Source organism: Halodesulfovibrio oceani subsp. galateae, from assembly GCF_055397225.1.
This window is the reverse complement of sequence record NZ_AP042453.1, coordinates 3714954-3732354: the sequence shown is the minus strand read 5'-3', so window position 1 is coordinate 3732354 and position 17401 is coordinate 3714954. Positions and strand designations below refer to the sequence as shown.

Below are 17401 nucleotides of genomic sequence, written 5' to 3'. Positions count from 1 at the left end.
TATGCATCGCAGAAAATTCCTAAGCCTGCTTGGCGGCGCCGGTATTGCTACCACCTTGGGAACTACTAAGGCGAAAGCTGCCAGCAACGCTTCATTTGATGGATACCCGGATGCAATGGGCGTGCTGCACGACAGCAGCCGTTGTATCGGTTGTCGCAAATGTGAAGAGGGCTGTAATACAGTAAACAACTTCCCGAAACCAGAGAAGCCATTCGATGACCTCTCAGTTTTGGATACTAAACGCAGAACCAACTCCACCACGCACACTGTAGTTAATAAGTACAATGTTGCCGGTCTGGATCACCCTATCTTCCGTAAACAGCAGTGTAACCACTGCATGGAACCAGCATGTGCATCCGCATGTTTTGTTAAAGCGTTCACCAAAAACTCCGACGGCTCCGTTACTTACAACGGCGACGTTTGTGTTGGTTGTCGCTACTGCATGATCGCGTGTCCATTCTCCGTTCCTACTTTTGAATACGAAGATCCATTAGATCCACTCATTCAGAAATGTACTATGTGTCACCCGCTCATCAAAGAAGGCAAACTTCCAGGCTGTGTTAAATCATGTCCTAAAGAAGCCCTCACCTTTGGTAAGCGTTCTGACCTTATTGAAATCGCACGCGAACGCATCCGCAAGCACCCTGATCGTTACGTAAAGAAAATTTACGGCGAAACAGAAGCTGGCGGAACCAACTGGCTCTACCTTGCTCCGGTAAAACATACCGAACTTGGTCAGCCTGTAGTTGGCAAAAAGTCCGCTCCGGAACTTACAGCAGGCGCTCTTGGCGCTGTACCAATGGTAGTAGGCATCTGGCCTGTACTGCTTACCGGTGCATACGCAATCAGCAAGCGTAAAGAAAAAATCGCTGCTGAAGACCAGAAAACTGCTGTAGCACAGGCTGTTACCGAAACTCAGTCAGCTGCTGAAGACAAGCTTAAAGCTGCAATGGAAAAAGCTGCTAAAGATAAAGAAGCTTCCATTACACGCGAAACAAAGAAAGCTGTCGCTAAAGCTGAGAAAGAGTTTGAGGAAAAGCTTGCTGCACTTCAGAACCCTGAGAGCGAAGAAGTAGAAGAAAGCTCCAAGCCTGAGGGAGATGCATAATGAGTAATGATCAGAAGAACTTCTGGCACGCCGGAAACATCCTTACCGCTATCATTCTTGCTGGCGGTCTGGTTCTTACCTTCCTGCGTTTCTATAAAGGTATCGGCGCTGTAACCAACCTCGACGACAACAACCCTTGGGGTCTGTGGATCGGTTTCGACCTTATGTGTGGTGTAGCATTGGCTGCCGGTGGTTATGTAACCTCCGCATCCTGTTACCTCTTCGGCATGAAGCACTACCATTCCGCAGTGCGTCCTGCTATCACAACCGCTTTTCTGGGCTACTTCTTTGTAGTTGTAGCTCTTCTGTACGATCTGGGTCACCCATGGAGACTCCCGTACCCGCTGGTATACTCTCAGGGCACCACATCCCTTCTTTTCGAAGTTGGCTTGTGTGTATCCCTCTACGTATCAGTACTTTTTATCGAGTGGTCACCTGCAGCATTCGAATGGCTCGGCATGCGTAAGCTTCGCAACATTGCATTAAAGCTTACTCTGCCTCTTACCATTATGGGTGTTGTACTTTCCACCATGCACCAGAGCTCCCTTGGCGCGCTGTTCCTCATCGCACCGGGTAAGCTTCATCCGCTTTGGTACTCCAGCTTTATGCCGGTGTTCTTCTTCATCTCTTCCATGGTGGCTGGTACCTCCATGGTAATTTTTGAAGGCACACTCGCTCATAAAGGTCTGCACCATATGATGGACGAAACACATCGTAAAGAAGCTAACGGCGTGGCATTCGGCTTTGCAAAAGCTGCCTCCTTCATTCTCGCCGGTTACTTCTTCATCAAGCTGTTCGACATCACTATGGACAACGACTGGCAGTACCTTGCTACCGGTTACGGTGCTATCTTCCTTGTTGAAATGTTCGGTTTTGTACTGCTACCTTCTTTCCTCTACGCAATCGGCGTACGTGAAAAGAATCTGAAGATTGTACGCATTGCATCCGTGCTTGGCGTACTTGGTATTGTAGTAAACCGTTTCAACGTGAGCATGGTTGCATACAACTGGCAGCTCCCTGCTGCTGAGCGTTACTTCCCTAGCCTCATGGAGATCGGCATTTCTATTTTTGTCGTGACGCTTATTATTACAGCGTACCGCTTCATCACTACCCGGATGCCTGTTTTGTTCGAGCATCCGGAGTACAAAGACGCTCATTAGTCCGGAGGTTAATACTATGGAAAACATTATCTATACTCTCCACGACTTTATGCTCCACACCAAGACCATCACATACGTGTTGATGGGTGTGGCTCTGGTCAGCTTTGTCGGTTACTGGTCATTCCTGACCGGCAGAGAAGAAAAAATGAGAAAGTACTAGTCATGACGGGAGGACAACCTCCCTCAAGACAAGGAGATAACAATGATAGCATTTCTTACCGGACCGATGCTGTGGATATCACTGCTGGTATTCTTCGGTGGTCTTACAGTTCGTGCCGTAATGTACGTACGCGGTCTTAGCTGGCAGCTTGACCGTGTAGCATATAAGCCGCACATGTCTCTCGGCCTTCGTGGCGCACTTCACTCCATCCGTTGCTGGCTCACTCCGGGCGGCACTTACGGTTGGCGCGAACAGCCTTTCATGGCAGTAGCATTCTTCCTGTTCCATATTGGTGCAGTGTTGCTTCCGCTTTTCCTGCTCGGCCATCAGGAACTTCTTAAAATGGCATTTGGCTTCAGCCTGCCGACTTTACCGTCCGGCGTTGCAGATGCACTTACAGTTCTCGCGATCATCGGTGGCTTAATGCTTGCTATCCGTCGTATTGCGCTTCCTGAAGTTCGCATTCTTACAACAAAATACGATTGGTTCATTCTCGCAATTTCCGTAGCACCTTTCGTAACCGGCTTTATCGCTCGTCTGCATATCGGTAACTACGATTTCTGGCTTGTTTGCCACATCCTTACCGGTGAAGCTCTGCTGCTTCTGGCACCATTCACCAAGCTGTCCCACATCGTACTGTTCTTCATGTCCCGTGGTCAGCTCGGCATGGATTACAACATCAAACGCGGTGGCGCTAAACGCGATATCGCATTCCCGTGGTAACAGTAAGCCGCTAGGAGATAACAATGCCTCAAGGTACTTTTTGTAACACCACACCTATTGGCAGCGAAGAAGAGCTTAAAGCTCTGCTTGGCGACAAAGGTGGCGCTCAGTACTACGAAGAAATGAAAGCACTCGACGTTAATTCCGACGCCATTGCTGCTTTACTCGAAAAAACTTGTCAGTCCCGTATCCGTACGTGGCTCGAAATATGTGCCCACTGTGGCATGTGTGCAGATTCCTGCTTCCTGTACCGCGTAAACGATCGCGATCCAAAACAGGTTCCTGCATACAAAATCCAGTCTACCCTTGGTGAACTGGTTAAGAAAAAAGGTAAAGTGACCAACGAGTTCATGCGTCATTGCGTGGACGTTGCATGGTCACAGTGCACATGTTGTAACCGTTGTGGCATGTACTGTCCGCACGGCATCGACATGGGCATCATGTTCAGCTACCTGCGCGGTATTCTCAACTCTCAGGGTTTTGTGCCTTGGGAAATGAAAATCGGCTCCGGTATGCACCGTGTGTACAACGCACAGATGGACGTTACCACAGAAGACTGGGTTGATACCTGTGAGTGGATGGCTGATGAATACGGCGAAGAGTGGCCGGGTCTGGAGATTCCTGTTGATAAGGAAGACGCAGACATCATGTACACTCTTAACGCTCGTGAGCCAAAACACTACCCTGAAGATCTTGCAGAAGCAGCTATCCTTTTCCACCTTGCAGGTGAAAACTGGACAGTGCCAAGTAAAGGTTGGGAGCAGACTTCCCTCTCCATGTTCGCAGGAGACTGGGCAGCATGCAAAATGCAGGTTCAATCCGTATACGACGCTATTGAACGTCTCCGTCCAAAGCGTGTTATCGGTACCGAGTGCGGCCACGCACACCGCGCAACCGTAATCGAAGGTCCTTACTGGACTGGTCGTGAAGACGGTCTGCCACCTGCACCATACATTCACTATGTTGAATGGGTTGCAGAAGCACTGCGCACCGGTAAAATCAAAATCGACCCTGAGAAAAAGATTAAAGAACCTGTTACTCTTCAGGATTCCTGTAACTACGTGCGTAACCACGGCTTAGCAAAAGCTACCCGTGAAATCATGAGCTACATTGCTGAAGACTTCCGCGAAATGGGTCCTAACCGTGAACACAACTACTGTTGTGGCGGTGGTGGCGGCTTTAACGGCATCGGTAAATACCGTAAGCAACGTAACAAAGCGCTCCAGACCAAACGCGATCAGATTCTTGCAACTGGCTGTAAGCTTGTTATTGCACCTTGCCATAACTGCTGGGACGCTATCCGCGACCTCGAAGAGGAATACGAAATCGGCATCCGCTGGTCATTCCTCAAGCCACTGCTTATCAAAATGGCGATTGTTCCTGAGCACCTTCAGCTTCCGGAAGAATAGCCCCTCGACCTAATTGAGCTAGGTTGAAACAACAATGCGCGGTGAACGATACAAATCGAAGATCCATCGAACCATACTTAACCGTATGTGAGAATAAATCTTCGTTAAAGTACAACACAGTGCGGGTTTGTTATCAATCGATCCATTAGCTATGCCCACCGGAGCGGAAGGCCACACCGCTTTCTGCTCCGGTTTTTCATTTTGGCGCCCAGCCAGGTGCCCGCAACGTCTATCCCGAAGAGTACGGTATGAGAAAACGTATCCTTGTTGTTGAGGATGATCCGAATGTCCTCGAGTACATGATCAATTTCCTACAGTCTGGTGATTACGATGCTGTGGGTGCACAGAACGGCAACACTGCCCTCAACCTTGCATCTGGAACACCGTTTGATTTGATCACTCTGAATATGGAAATGCGCAACGACTCTGGCGCAGTGGTCTACAAGCAGCTTGCTTCCGGCAATTACAACAGGGAAACTCCGTTCATTTTTGTGGGTGGCCCTAAAGAGATTCATCAGGCCATTCCCAATGCTGTGGCGACAGTAACCAAGCCATTTGATCCCGACAGAATGCTCACCATTATCCGACAGACTCTCGGCGAATAGCTTTTACGCCCGGTTCGAATTATGAAATTCACCACAAGAAGCCGCTACGCAACACGTATGCTCCTCGACATCGCAATGAACGAGGAAGACGGCCCCGTCTCCATTAAAGACGTGGCCATGCGGCAGGAAATATCCATTAAGTATTTAGAAAAACTTATGCGTGACCTTAAAAAGGAAGGCTACCTTAACAGCACGTTAGGCGCCAAAGGTGGCTACCACCTCTCACGCAACCCATCCAGAATACGGCTGGGAGAACTGGTACAGGCACTGGAAAATACGGAACCATGCTACGGCTGTGATGAAAATCATTCCTGCTGTCCGCGCATCCACGTATGCCTCACCCGCACCATGTGGGAAGAAGCATCAAAAGCCATGTACCACAAGCTTAATCAGTTCTCGTTAGCTGACCTTATCCGCGACACGTCACTGTGCCCAAAAAATCAGCCGGATTCTGTTCCACCTCGGGTCTAAATTCCCGCCTATAACATTATAAGTGTGTCGGTTTTATATTCTTCCGCCCGACACAACTTTATAAAAGCCAGAAACCGCTTACATTTATAAAAAAACAGCTTGACAACTACCCCAAAACTTTCCGCCCCATCCCTTGACTTTGCATACGTAAGGGCATAGTTAATACCAGTTCAGCGTTTGCTGTCGTGCTATTGTTGCGCGCCAAGGCAGGGTATAAAGGGTTCGCCCTATACACTGTTTGCTGAAAACATCCTGTGGCCGTGAGGCCGTCGTTTACGGGGTGGCCTTTTTGCAGGGGCCTCCTTTTTTTTATTTGAGCGACAGGAAATAAGGAAGCAAAAATGACCGGAAACGGACTGTACGAACAGATTAAAGATATTATTACCCCACTCGTCGATGATGCAGAACTCACCCTTTGGGGTTTTGAGCTCGCTTCCGGCCAGAAGATGGTGGTTCGAATTTATGTAGAAGGCCCTGAAGGTGTAACCATCGCTCAGTGTGCCAAGCTTTCCAGACACATTGGCTTGACGCTTGAAGTTGAAGACGTTCTCTCTGATGCATACACACTGGAAGTTTCTTCACCAGGCCTTGAACGCCCGTTTTTCACAGCAGAGCAGGTTTCCAACTACATTGGTAAGCCCGTTTTAGTCGTACTGCGCGATCCACACGAAGATGTGCCGGGACGTCGTAAATTCCAAGGCGAAGTCAAGTCCGTAACAGACAACATTATTGTCCTCACTCTTCCTAATGATGAGGGCGACCTGACTATTGACTGGGATGATCTGAAAAAAGCACACTTGGTACATATTTTTCCTGATACCAGCAAAGGCAAGAAAAAGAAGTAGGCAGACTTAGCGCGAGAGCGAGTCGGAGGAAATCAAATGAGCATGGATATTAAAAAAGCCATCGAGCAGATCAGTAAAGACCGCGGCCTTGATCGTGGCATGCTGGTCGACACGTTGGAAGAAGCTGTTCGCACATCCGTTATTCGTAAATTTGGCGAAGATCTTGATGTTGAAGTAAGCTTTAATGAAGACACCGGTGAGATTGAGGTGTTTCAGTTTAAGGTCGTTACCCGCGATGAAGACATCGAAAACGACGTTACCCAAATTTCTATTGAAGATGCTCGTGAACACGACCCTTCAGTACAGCTCGATGACGAAATGGGCTTCCGCCTCAAGGTAGAAGACCTTGGTCGTATTGCTGCACAGTCTGCCAAGCAGGTAATCATCCAGCGCATGCGTGATGCTGAGCAGGAAATTATCTACGAAGAATTTAAAGATAGACAAGGCGAAATGCTTAGCGGCATCGTACAGCGCCGTGACAAAGCCGGTTGGATTATCAACCTCGGTCGCACCGAAGCGCTCTTGCCTAAAGATGAACAGATTCCGCGCGAACATTACAAACGTGGTGACCGTGTTCAGGCACTGGTTATTGACGTTCGTAAAGAAGGCCGTGGCCCTCAGGTTATTGTTTCCCGCTCCCACCCGGACTACATGTCTTTACTCTTTAAGCGTGAAGTACCGGAAGTTGACGACGGCACCGTTGTTATCATGAACATTGCCCGCGATCCAGGCAGCCGTGCTAAAGCCGCTGTTATGACTCGTGACCGTGATGTTGATCCAGTAGGTGCATGTGTTGGTATTCGTGGCTCCCGTATCCAGAACATTGTTCAGGAACTGCGCGGTGAACGTATCGACATCGTTGTTTGGAGCGCTGAAATCGCGACTTACGCACGTAACGCATTATCTCCTGCTGTTATCACCCGCATTGTTGTGGATGAAGAAGAAAACATGCTGGAAGTAATCGTACCTGATAGCCAGCTGACTAACGCCATTGGTCGTAAAGGTCAGAACGTTAAGCTTGCATCCAAGCTTCTCGGCTGGAAAATCGATATATTTACTGAAACCCGCTACAACGAAGGTCACGCAATCGGGCAAGGTCTCGACCAGCTCGCAAGCGTAGCAGAAGTTCCACTTCAGTCCTTTGTTGATGCCGGTTTCCAGACCATTGAAAAGCTCCAAGACGCTTCAGACGAAGAGCTGCTGACGGTTGAGGGACTTACTGAGTCTAAAATTACCGACCTTCGCACTGCTATCAACTTCCTTTCCTCCGCTATCGAAGGAACTGTTTCTAATGAAACAGAAGAAGAAGCTGTTGAAGCTGTTGATGCCGATGACGCTGCCGAAGCTCCTGTAGCAGCTGATGAAGCACCTGCAGAAGAAGAAGTTGAAGAAGCAGGCGAAACTGAGGAAGCCGTAACCGAGAAAAAGGAAACGGAATAATACCGGATGCACAAAGCCATCCGGAAACACCATACACCCGTCCGCAGATGTGTGATATGTCGAACAAGTTTTCCTAAGAGCGAACTTAGACGATATGTTTGCACACAGACAGAATCCGGTGATACAATACCTGTCTTCGATGAAGAGCAGCTTATGCCGGGTAGAGGTTACTATATCTGCAACAGCCAAGAGTGCGAAAAACGTTTCGCAAAGTTCAGAGGCTGGCGGAAGTAAAGGGGGTTTTTGCTACATGAGTGATAAGAAAATTAAAGTTAAAGAATTAAAAACAGAGCTGGATGTTCCTACTAAGGATATCCTCTCAGCTCTGCGCGAGCTTGGTGTCTCCGCTAAAAGCGGTGAGACCTCTATACCAACTGAAATGATTGAGCAGGTTCGCGACCACATAAAGAACGGACCGGCTAAAAAAGAAGTAATGCGCAAAGAGACCTCCTCTGGCGTTATTGTTCGCCGCCGCAAGACGGCTGCTAAGTCCGCGGACGAAAAGCCTGCAGATGAAAAACAGGCAGCCGAAGCAGAAAAGGTACAGGAAGACGTGAAAGAAGCTCCAGCTAAGAAAGAAGCTCCAAAAGCTAAAGTTGTTACCCCTAAAAAGGCAACAAAACCTGAACCTGCTGCAAGTGCCAAGTCTGCTAAAGATGAGGCACCTAAGGTGCGTGTTGTGAAACCTGAAGAGCTTAAAAAAACAGAAGCTAAAGAAAAGACTGCTGATACCCCCCAGCCGTCCGCAAAAGCTGCTGCTCCTAAAAAAGAGCAGAAGCCAGCTCCTGAAGCAAAAAAAGAAGCTGCTCCTAAAGCTAAAGCCGAAAAAGTAGACAAAGCTGAAAAAGCTGAGAAAACTGAAGCTGCTCCTAAAAAAGCTGCACCTGCAAAGGCTGCTGCTAAGGACAAAGCTGAAACTCCTGCTGACGCTGAAGGCGCTAAGAAAAAGAAAAAGCCTGCAAAAAAACGTGAGGAAGCACCGGCACCGGCTGCACCTCAGGTTAGAATTATTTCCCGTCCTGACCCTGCTGTAGTTGCAGCAGAAGCCAGAGAACGCGAACAGCGTGCTGCTCGTCCACAACAGCGTCAAGATGATCGTGGTGGTCGTCCTAACGGTGGTGGACGTCCAGGCGGTGGTCAGGGTCGTCCTGGCGGTCAAGGTGGTCGCCCGGGTGGCGGTGGTCAGGGTCGTCCTGCCGGTGGCGCTCCGCGTCCAGGTGGCGGCGGTCAGGGTCGTCCAAGCGGCGGCGCTCCACGCCCTGCTGGTGGTGCTCCACGTCCAGGTGGTCAGGGTCGTCCTGGTCCAGGTTTTACTCCTGCTCCAGCTTCTCCAGACAAACCAGCCACACGTAACAAGAAATATACTAAAGCTAAACGCACAGTAGATTTCAACCAGCGTGATGCTTTCGATAAGAAAAAACGCGGTGGTAAGGATTTTGGTTCTGATGAGTGGAAACGCAGCAAGCGTAAACGCAAAAAACAGGAACAGGCTCCTTCAACTCAGCCTCTCAAGGCAGCAAAACGTAAAATTAAAGTAGATGATCACATTCGTGTATCTGACCTTGCTCACCAGATGGGTGTTAAAGGTTCTGAGATCATTAAAGTGCTCATGCAGCTTGGTGTAATGGCTACCATTAACCAGTCTCTCGACTTTGATACCGCGGTTGTTGTTGCTGGCGAGTTCCAGTACGAAATCGAAAAAGTAGGTTTCTCCGAAGAGGATTACCTCACACCGCGTGAAGAAGATAAATCAGAGGACATGCAGATCAGACCTCCGGTTGTTACCATCATGGGTCACGTTGACCACGGTAAAACTTCTTTGCTTGATTCAATCCGTAAATCCAGCATCACTGATCGTGAAGCAGGTGGTATTACTCAGCACATTGGTGCATACCACGTGGCCACCCCTAACGGTGCTCTCTGTTTCCTCGATACTCCTGGTCACGAAGCGTTTACCGCTATGCGTGCTCGTGGTGCTAAGGTTACTGATATTGTTATCCTTGTTGTTGCTGCTGATGACGGCGTAATGGAGCAGACTCGTGAGGCTGTATCTCACGCAAAAGCTGCTGAAGTACCGATCATCGTTGCTGTTAACAAAATGGATAAAGAAGGCGCTAACCCAGAACGCGTAATGCGCGAACTCTCCGACATCGGACTCGTTTCCGAAGATTGGGGTGGCGACACCATCTTTACCAACGTATCAGCTAAAACTGGTCTTGGTCTTGAAGGCCTTCTCGAAACTCTTGCTCTGCAGGCTGAAGTTCTCGAACTGAAAGCTAACCCGGACAAACCAGCTCGTGGTCACATTGTTGAAGCTAAGCTCGACAAAGGTCGCGGTCCGGTTGCTACTGTACTCGTACAGGAAGGCACACTGAAACAGGGCGACATCTTCGTATGTGGCACCTTCTCCGGTCGTGTTCGTGCAATGTTCGATGATCAGGGTAAGAAAGTAGCAATAGCTGCTCCTTCTACTCCGGTAGAAGTACAGGGCTTTGACGGCGTACCAGAAGCTGGTGAAGAGTTTGTAGCTCTTGACGACGAAAAAGTAGCACGCCGCATCGCTGATGCACGCGCTGTTAAAGAACGCGAACGCGCTCTTGCTCGTGAGTCTAAAGTTACTCTCGAAACCTTCCTCGCAAGCCGTGCTGATGCTGAAGAAGCTCAGATCCTTAACGTTGTGCTCAAAGCTGACGTACAGGGTTCTGTTGAAGCTATCGTTGATGCTCTGCGCAAGCAGGCAACAGAGAAAGTTAAAGTCGAAGTTATCCACTCCGGCGCAGGTTCCATTACTGAATCTGACATTCTCCTCGCATCAGCTTCCAACGCAGTAATCATCGGCTTCAACGTTCGCCCAACAGTGAAAGTTAAAGCTGTTGCTGAACAGGAAGGCGTAGACATCCGCTTCTACGACATCATCTACAAACTCGTAGAAGAAGTTCGTGACGCTATGGCCGGTATTCTTGCTCCTCTCGTTAAGGAACAGTACCTCGGTCAGGCTGTTGTTCGTGATACATTCAGCGTACCAAAAATCGGTGTTATTGCCGGTTGTCACGTTGAAGACGGTAAAATTACCCGTAATGCTCGGGTTCGTCTGCTTCGCGAAGGTGTGGTTATCTACACTGGTACTATCACTTCTCTCAAACGCTTCAAAGACGACGCAAAAGAAGTCTTGAAGGGTTACGAGTGTGGTATCGGACTCGAACGCTTTAATGACATCAAAATTGGTGACTCTATCGAAGCATTCGAAGAAGTAGAAGAAGCTGATACTCTGTAAGTAATACATGCAAATCGCGGAGTCGGATTCTCTCCGGCTCCGCGATTTTATATTTTTCAAGTGCCTTTGCAGGCATCCCAAAACCAAAAAGAACATAGTAATGCCAAACGTAGTATCACAGATTGCACAGGCAATTCGCTCCGACGAAACCTTTCTCCTTACAGCACACATCGGCCCTGACGGTGACGCTATAGGGTCTGTTTCTGCGCTGGCGTGGCTGCTCACCAAGCTTGATAAAAAGCCTGTTGTCTTTTTGGAATCAGGACTTCCTGCCTACCTCGACTGGGTAGAATTGCCTTGTACGGTTTTCACCACAGCGGAAGAACTGGCAACGTGCAAACCTGATCGCATCATTGTGATGGATTGTGGCGATGCAGAGCGCTCCGGCGACATCATGTTTGATTTTCTTTCCCGCACTGAAGCGCCAGTTATCAACATTGATCACCACCTGCATAACCCTATGTTCGGTAGCATCAATCTTGTTGATACTGCATCCAGCTCCACTGGTGAACTGATTGCAAACATTGTGGACGAATTCGGGATTGCATATGACGGCTTTCTCGGAGAAGGGTTGTATTTGGCCATCAGTTCAGACACTGGACGGTTTGCCTTTAACAGCACCACTGCCCGTTCCCATGAAATTGCTTCCAAGATCATTAATGCCGGTTTAAAACCGGGTGATTTTAATGAAAAGCTAGACAGCGACTGGAGCTTGAATAAGATTAAGCTTTGGGCCGAGCTCTTTGCTCATATTAAAATTGCGGTTAACGGGAAAGTAGCATATCTGACACTTTCCAAGGCACTTTTCGAGCGTACCGGTACTGAATATTCAGACATTGAATCGATCATTAACTATCTTCGAAAAATAGAGAATGTTGACATTGCAATGACCGTACGTGAGACTGACTCCGGCTCCAAAGCGAGCTTGCGATCTCATGGTGCTGTGGATGTACAGAAAATGGCAGCAAGCCTTGGCGGCGGCGGACATAAAAATGCCGCTGGTATCAGCCTTGACCTTCCACTGGACCAAGCAGTCGAAACCCTGCTTGCCACTATTGCTCAGAATCTGGTATTAAACGAGGCATAAGTTTACATGGCACAAGTACCACAGCAGCACGGTATTCTGCTTCTCAATAAGCCCAAGGGACCTTCTTCTGGTGGATGCATCAGTAAGATTAAACGTCTCGGGCAAAAGAAAATCGGTCACGCAGGCACCCTCGATCCTATGGCTCAGGGTCTGTTGATCGTTTTACTCGGACAGGGCACAAAACTGTCCAACTATCTAATGGCCGGCGGCGAAAAAGTGTATTCAGGCACCATCAAACTTGGTGAAACGACTGATACATGGGACGCAGAAGGTCAAATAACAGCCACAGCAGACTGGGAGCACATCACAGAAGAAGATGTACGCGCCGAAGTTGCTCACTGGCTTGAAACTACCGAGCAGGAAGTTCCTGCGTACTCAGCAGCAAAACACAAAGGGAAATCCTTGTATAAGCTGGCGCGAGAAGGTAAAGAAACACCGGTTAAGATAAAAACCGTAAAAATTTCCGAAGCAGCAACTCTATCGGTTGAGTTGCCGTTTCTCCGTTTCCGGGTGCGGTGTAGCACTGGTACGTATATTCGGTCCCTGGCCCACAGCTTGGGGATTCGATTGAAGTGCGGGGCAGTTCTCACTGAACTTATCCGGGAATACAGCCATCCGTTCTCGTTGGACAAGGCTTGCGAGCCCGATGAACTGGTCGAAAATCCAGAGTTGCTTGAATCAAAGATTATATCTTTGGAAGAAGCATTGCCTACATGGCCAAAAGTTATCCTCAGCGATGAGGAATCTGCTTTGGTCAAAAACGGCAACCCGATTCCGTATGATCCGGAACAAATTGCACAGATGCCGTTTTCTATCGGTGTTACTGCAATGCTTTTGGATTCAAACAGAACGCCTCTGGCTCTTGCCGAAACAGACATAGTGCAACGCCAGCCCGTATGGTCCATCATGCGCGGCCTCTGGCAATCCTAATTAACCCATTTATCCTTGGAGGATATCGCTGTGGTAATGACCCCTGAAGCAAAACAGGCAGTTATTAATGAATTTGCCCAGAATGAAGGAGACACAGGCTCTCCAGAAGTACAGGTAGCTCTTTTGACTGCCCGTATCAAATACCTTACTGGCCATTTCAAAGAGCACAAACATGACTACCACTCCCGTACTGGTCTGTTGAAACTCGTAGGTCAGCGTCGTAAGCTTCTGAAGTACCTTGCTCACAAGGACGTTCAGCGCTACCGTGATCTCATCAAAAGACTTGGCCTCCGTAAGTAGGCATTTTTACAGGGGAATCCTATGGATTCCCCTGTTCTCATATATTTATTGTACCGGGTAGGCTTACAGAAGACGTCAATAGTTCCTTCTGGAAAGCAGGGTTCGTCCCTGCTTGAATACTTACCAAGGTACACCTACGCAGTATCGCGAAAGGGGGGTCCGGGAAGAAGGTTTTTCCCCCGCTAATTAGCATAAGAAAGGTTACATATAGCCTGCTAAAAGCACTCTCCCCGGAATCCCCTTCGCCAAACGATGAGGATTTTATTATGGAAAATAAATTTGGCGCACAGCGCCTTACCGCCACAATTGGCGGCAAAGAAATTACTTTTGAGACCGGTCGTCTTGCAAACCATGCCGACGGTTCCGTATGGGTTCAGTGCGGTGGCACTGTAGTTCTCGTAACTGCATGTACTCAGCCAACTGAGCGCGATCTCGGTTTCTTCCCACTTACTGTTGAGTACTCTGAAAAAATGTACGCAGCGGGTCGCATCCCTGGATCATTTTTCCGCCGCGAAATGGGACGTCCTTCCGAACGTGAAACACTTTGCGCTCGTGTAATTGACCGTCCTATCCGTCCTATGTTCCCTAAAGGGTTCAAAGACGAAGTACAGATTCTTGCTAACGTTATCTCTTCTGACCAGCTCAACGAGTCTGACGTTCTTGCTCTTACTGGCGCATCTGCCGCTCTTAGCATCTCCTCTGTTCCTTTTAACGGTCCTATTGCTGGCGCACGTGTTTGTCGCGTTGGTGGTGAGTTCATCTTGAACCCGGACGTTAATGAACAGGTTGGCGCTGATCTTAATCTCGTATTCGCAGCATCCCGTGACGCTGTAGTAATGGTAGAAGGCGAAGCTAACTTCGTTCCTGAAGCTGTTGTTGCTGACGCGCTCAGCTGGGGCCACAAAGAAATCGCACCTCTCTTCGACATTCAGGACAAGCTCCGTGAACTTTGTGGTAAAGAGAAACTCGAATTCACAGCACCAGTTCCTAACGAAGAGCTCAAAGCTCGCGTTGAAGAAATCGCAACTGACGATCTCAAAATCGCTCTTCAGGTTGCTGATAAAATGGAACGTAAAGTTGCTCGCAAAGCTGTTAAAGTTAAGGTTATGGAAACTCTTTCTGCTGAACCTCAGTACGAAGAAGATCCATCCGCACTTAAAGAAGTTGGCGATATTCTCGGCGGCCTCGAAAAAACTATTGTTCGTACCCGTATCCACCAGGAAGGTCTTCGTATCGATGGTCGTGACGTAAAAACTGTACGTCCAATCATCGTTGAAACCGGCGTACTTCCGCGTGCTCACGGTTCTTCTATTTTCGCACGTGGCGAAACCAAGTCTTTAGTTGTTACAACTCTTGGTTCCACCACTGACGAGCAGCGTATGGACTCACTCATGGGTGACGTTACCAAACGCTTCATGCTCCACTACAACTTTGCACCGTACTGCGTTGGCGAAGTTAAAATGGTTCGTGTATCCCGCCGCGAAATCGGTCACGGTGCACTTGCTGAAAGAGCTCTTCGTCCTATTCTTCCTGCAAGCGAAGACTTCCCGTTCACAATTCGCGTAGTTTCTGAAACTATGGAATCCAACGGTTCTTCTTCCATGGCAGCTGTAACTGGCGGTTGTATGTCCCTTATGGACGCAGGCGTACCAGTTAAAGCTCCTGTTGCCGGTATCGCAATGGGTCTCATCAAAGAAGGCGACGACTACATCGTTCTTACCGACATTCTCGGTGACGAAGATGCACTCGGCGATATGGACTTTAAAATTGCTGGTACTGCCGAAGGTATTACCTCAATTCAGATGGACATCAAAATCGCTGGCATCCCTGCTGACGTGATGGTACGCGCTCTTAATCAGGCAAAAGACGCTCGTCTGCACATTCTTGATGAAATGGCAAAAGAGCTTGCTTCTTCCCGTGAAGAGCTTTCTAAATATGCTCCTCAGATTGCTACTGTTGAAGTTAACCCGGACGTTATCCGCGTTATCATCGGCCCTGGTGGCAAAAACATCAAAGCTATTACCGCAGCAACTGGCGCTTCCGTTGATATTGAAGACAGCGGTAAAGTAACCATCTTCGCTCCTACTCTCGACTCTCTTGAGCTGGCTCGCGAAATGGTTCAGTACTACGACCAGCGTGCTGATCTTGGTAAAGATTACATGGGTAAAGTTAAGAAAATTCTCGAAATCGGTGCGATTGTTGAGATTCTTCCTAACATTGAAGCTCTTGTACACATCTCCCAGCTCGACATCGCTCGCGTTGAGAAAGTAGAAGACCTCGTATCCCTCGGCGAAGACATGAAAGTTAAGGTTATCGAAATTAACGATGGCCGCGTTCGTGCTTCCCGCAAAGCAGTTCTTCTTGAAGCTCAGGGTACTCCTTGGACTCCAGAATCCACTGCACGCCCACAGCGTCGCCCAGGCGGCCGTGATGACCGTCGTGATGGTGGCCGTCGTGATGATCGCCGTGATGGTGGTCGTCGTGATGACCGTCGTGGTGGCGGCCGTGATGGTGGTCGTCGTGACGACCGCGGTGGCCGTCGATAGTCTCTGACATTATGAAAGAGCGGAAGCATTGCTTCCGCTCTTTTTTTTGCACTTGCGATATCTTAAAAAATTTCCCCCAATTTTTTTGTACATCAATGCGACTTTTCCCCCACCTGCCGCACTACCTGAACAACTTCGCAAAGCACGCCCCCTATGAAGAGCCAATTCTTCAAAAAACAAAAAAGACACGACACTGAAATTACCTCTCAGTATCCTAAAATCTTTCGATAAAAAGCAAATCCAATTGACATAAACCATGTCTGATAGATAACGTACCCTGTCCTTGATGTTCGAAGGGGAGAACATCAATCAGAAGTTCAGTATCAACACGCCGATTCCGGGGGGAACCGGTAAGAGAGTATATTATGTACAGAGTGGATCACCTTCAGGCTCGGCATCTTGAGACAATGCTACAGCTCTCAAAGGATCAGGAAAAAAGTGCTCGCAAACTACAATTTCAATTAAACCAAATTGATGCAGCCTTCAGCGAATTAAATGAGGTACTTTTGACTAGCATTTCAAATGCAACCCCAGCACATGTCAAAACCCCTCGCATCGGCGGATTATTCTCACAGATTAAAGGGCTATTCCTTTAATTGTTCCGCTAGCGCCTTTTAGAGTGGCTTTTCCCAAAAAAATTTTGCCATTCTTTTATGCACCTAAAAAAACATCCCGCCCGTATCACGGGCAGGATGTTTTATTTTTTATTCCAGAATAATTCTGAACCAAGAGCAGATGTTTGGCTCAAGTACTAGCGGGATCGGAAGTCATCTCTATCAAGAGTATACAATTCTCTTGCAAGTGGAGCTGCCGCATAGCCACTTATAGTGTCCGGTGTCAGAACTAACACACGTGCGACCAGTTTACGTCCTATCAATTTATCGTACATTTCCATTCGGTAGCTAGCTGCCACCGGATTGCCAGTCCCCCTGATGTACTCAATGTACCGGGCATATTCAGCACTCGCAGTAGCTGGATCAAGCTGATAGGTATTCATGCGCCAGCCGGTACCCCATCTGGAAACATTCGATCCACTAAGTGGGCGAACATAATATCTGTTACCGGAAACCTGCATAGTTTGAGAAAGAATATACGACTCACCGTCACCAAAAACTGTTGTATTGAATCTCTGGTATGGATAACTACCACTTTCCCATGTCTTCGGGGTAACCGAGACACTCAATCCACCAATATTTTTATACCCACTCGGTATATCAACCTTAGCTGTGCCATACACAGTGTGCATATCTGCCTGTGCATTAGATGTCGGAGCACAGCCAAAAATAATCAACAGTGCCGCCATCAACATAAGTATTTTCGATAGCTTTTGCATAATTCCCTCT

Annotated in this window: 16 protein-coding genes; 15 read left to right on the top strand and 1 reads right to left on the bottom strand. The window is 48.4% G+C overall.

The window, feature by feature from the left end; translation table 11 throughout:
• The first annotated feature begins 1 nt into the window (after position 1).
• From hmcB to pnp, 15 genes are all read left to right on the top strand, one after another.
• A complete protein-coding gene (gene hmcB / locus ACZ5V1_RS16395) occupies positions 2 to 1108 on the top strand; it encodes a sulfate respiration complex iron-sulfur protein HmcB (RefSeq protein ID WP_464389749.1) in 1107 nt (368 codons plus the stop codon).
• Entirely contained in the window at positions 1108 to 2268 is a 1161-nt protein-coding gene (gene hmcC, locus ACZ5V1_RS16390; RefSeq protein ID WP_464389748.1) for a sulfate respiration complex protein HmcC, read from the top strand. The genes hmcB and hmcC overlap by 1 nt, the downstream gene beginning before the upstream one ends.
• A 16-nt stretch (positions 2269 to 2284) precedes the next feature.
• Positions 2285 to 2428: a sulfate respiration complex protein HmcD gene (hmcD, locus tag ACZ5V1_RS16385; RefSeq protein WP_162859877.1), complete on the top strand. Its 144-nt coding sequence runs from the start codon at positions 2285 to 2287 to the stop codon at positions 2426 to 2428.
• A 42-nt stretch (positions 2429 to 2470) separates the two neighbouring features.
• Positions 2471 to 3151: a sulfate respiration complex protein HmcE gene (gene hmcE / locus ACZ5V1_RS16380; protein ID WP_464389747.1), complete on the top strand. Its 681-nt coding sequence runs from the start codon at positions 2471 to 2473 to the stop codon at positions 3149 to 3151.
• 23 nt (positions 3152 to 3174) lie between these two features.
• The gene (hmcF, locus tag ACZ5V1_RS16375; protein ID WP_464389746.1) at positions 3175 to 4560 is read left to right on the top strand and encodes a sulfate respiration complex iron-sulfur protein HmcF; all 1386 of its coding nucleotides are present in this window, start codon (positions 3175 to 3177) and stop codon (positions 4558 to 4560) included.
• A 248-nt stretch (positions 4561 to 4808) separates the two neighbouring features.
• Positions 4809 to 5165 carry a response regulator gene (locus ACZ5V1_RS16370; protein ID WP_160716612.1) on the top strand — a complete coding sequence of 119 codons (357 nt, stop codon included), beginning with the start codon at positions 4809 to 4811 and terminating at the stop codon, positions 5163 to 5165.
• A 21-nt stretch (positions 5166 to 5186) separates the two neighbouring features.
• Complete coding sequence (locus ACZ5V1_RS16365; protein ID WP_160716610.1) at positions 5187 to 5636, top strand: RrF2 family transcriptional regulator; 450 nt, start codon at positions 5187 to 5189, stop codon at positions 5634 to 5636.
• A gap of 341 nt (positions 5637 to 5977) precedes the next feature.
• A complete protein-coding gene (locus ACZ5V1_RS16360; protein ID WP_464389745.1) occupies positions 5978 to 6481 on the top strand; it encodes an LSm family protein in 504 nt (167 codons plus the stop codon).
• A gap of 36 nt (positions 6482 to 6517) precedes the next feature.
• Complete coding sequence (gene nusA, locus ACZ5V1_RS16355) at positions 6518 to 7921, top strand: transcription termination factor NusA (protein WP_464389744.1); 1404 nt, start codon at positions 6518 to 6520, stop codon at positions 7919 to 7921.
• Between the two features lie 6 nt (positions 7922 to 7927).
• Positions 7928 to 8155, top strand: a complete 228-nt coding sequence (locus tag ACZ5V1_RS16350) for a YlxR family protein (RefSeq protein WP_464384930.1) — start codon at positions 7928 to 7930, stop codon at positions 8153 to 8155.
• Between the two features lie 16 nt (positions 8156 to 8171).
• A complete protein-coding gene (gene infB, locus ACZ5V1_RS16345; RefSeq protein ID WP_464389743.1) occupies positions 8172 to 11195 on the top strand; it encodes a translation initiation factor IF-2 in 3024 nt (1007 codons plus the stop codon).
• Between the two features lie 100 nt (positions 11196 to 11295).
• Positions 11296 to 12282 carry a DHH family phosphoesterase gene (locus ACZ5V1_RS16340; protein WP_464389742.1) on the top strand — a complete coding sequence of 329 codons (987 nt, stop codon included), beginning with the start codon at positions 11296 to 11298 and terminating at the stop codon, positions 12280 to 12282.
• Positions 12283 to 12288: 6 nt separating this feature from the next.
• Positions 12289 to 13212, top strand: coding sequence for a tRNA pseudouridine(55) synthase TruB (gene truB, locus ACZ5V1_RS16335; RefSeq protein WP_464389741.1), 924 nt, complete (start codon positions 12289 to 12291; stop codon positions 13210 to 13212).
• A gap of 30 nt (positions 13213 to 13242) precedes the next feature.
• Positions 13243 to 13512, top strand: a complete 270-nt coding sequence (gene rpsO, locus ACZ5V1_RS16330) for a 30S ribosomal protein S15 (RefSeq protein ID WP_160716598.1) — start codon at positions 13243 to 13245, stop codon at positions 13510 to 13512.
• A 266-nt stretch (positions 13513 to 13778) separates the two neighbouring features.
• The gene (gene pnp, locus ACZ5V1_RS16325; protein WP_464389740.1) at positions 13779 to 16058 is read left to right on the top strand and encodes a polyribonucleotide nucleotidyltransferase; all 2280 of its coding nucleotides are present in this window, start codon (positions 13779 to 13781) and stop codon (positions 16056 to 16058) included.
• Between the two features lie 751 nt (positions 16059 to 16809).
• On the opposite strand, the gene ACZ5V1_RS16320 is transcribed toward pnp, so the two are convergent.
• Positions 16810 to 17391: a hypothetical protein gene (locus tag ACZ5V1_RS16320; RefSeq protein WP_464389739.1), complete on the bottom strand. Its 582-nt coding sequence runs from the start codon at positions 17389 to 17391 to the stop codon at positions 16810 to 16812.
• Between the last annotated feature and the right edge of the window lie 10 nt (positions 17392 to 17401).

Bases quoted from the DNA above. Each gene is read 5' to 3' on its own strand.
- hmcB (WP_464389749.1), top strand. From the start codon at position 2: ATGCATCGCAGAAAATTCCTAAGCCTGCTTGGCGGCGCCGGTATTGCT.
- hmcC (WP_464389748.1), top strand. From the start codon at position 1,108: ATGAGTAATGATCAGAAGAACTTCTGGCACGCCGGAAACATCCTTACC.
- hmcD (WP_162859877.1), top strand. From the start codon at position 2,285: ATGGAAAACATTATCTATACTCTCCACGACTTTATGCTCCACACCAAG.
- hmcE (WP_464389747.1), top strand. From the start codon at position 2,471: ATGATAGCATTTCTTACCGGACCGATGCTGTGGATATCACTGCTGGTA.
- hmcF (WP_464389746.1), top strand. From the start codon at position 3,175: ATGCCTCAAGGTACTTTTTGTAACACCACACCTATTGGCAGCGAAGAA.
- ACZ5V1_RS16370 (WP_160716612.1), top strand. From the start codon at position 4,809: ATGAGAAAACGTATCCTTGTTGTTGAGGATGATCCGAATGTCCTCGAG.
- ACZ5V1_RS16365 (WP_160716610.1), top strand. From the start codon at position 5,187: ATGAAATTCACCACAAGAAGCCGCTACGCAACACGTATGCTCCTCGAC.
- ACZ5V1_RS16360 (WP_464389745.1), top strand. From the start codon at position 5,978: ATGACCGGAAACGGACTGTACGAACAGATTAAAGATATTATTACCCCA.
- nusA (WP_464389744.1), top strand. From the start codon at position 6,518: ATGAGCATGGATATTAAAAAAGCCATCGAGCAGATCAGTAAAGACCGC.
- ACZ5V1_RS16350 (WP_464384930.1), top strand. From the start codon at position 7,928: ATGCACAAAGCCATCCGGAAACACCATACACCCGTCCGCAGATGTGTG.
- infB (WP_464389743.1), top strand. From the start codon at position 8,172: ATGAGTGATAAGAAAATTAAAGTTAAAGAATTAAAAACAGAGCTGGAT.
- ACZ5V1_RS16340 (WP_464389742.1), top strand. From the start codon at position 11,296: ATGCCAAACGTAGTATCACAGATTGCACAGGCAATTCGCTCCGACGAA.
- truB (WP_464389741.1), top strand. From the start codon at position 12,289: ATGGCACAAGTACCACAGCAGCACGGTATTCTGCTTCTCAATAAGCCC.
- pnp (WP_464389740.1), top strand. From the start codon at position 13,779: ATGGAAAATAAATTTGGCGCACAGCGCCTTACCGCCACAATTGGCGGC.
- ACZ5V1_RS16320 (WP_464389739.1), bottom strand. From the start codon at position 17,391: ATGCAAAAGCTATCGAAAATACTTATGTTGATGGCGGCACTGTTGATT.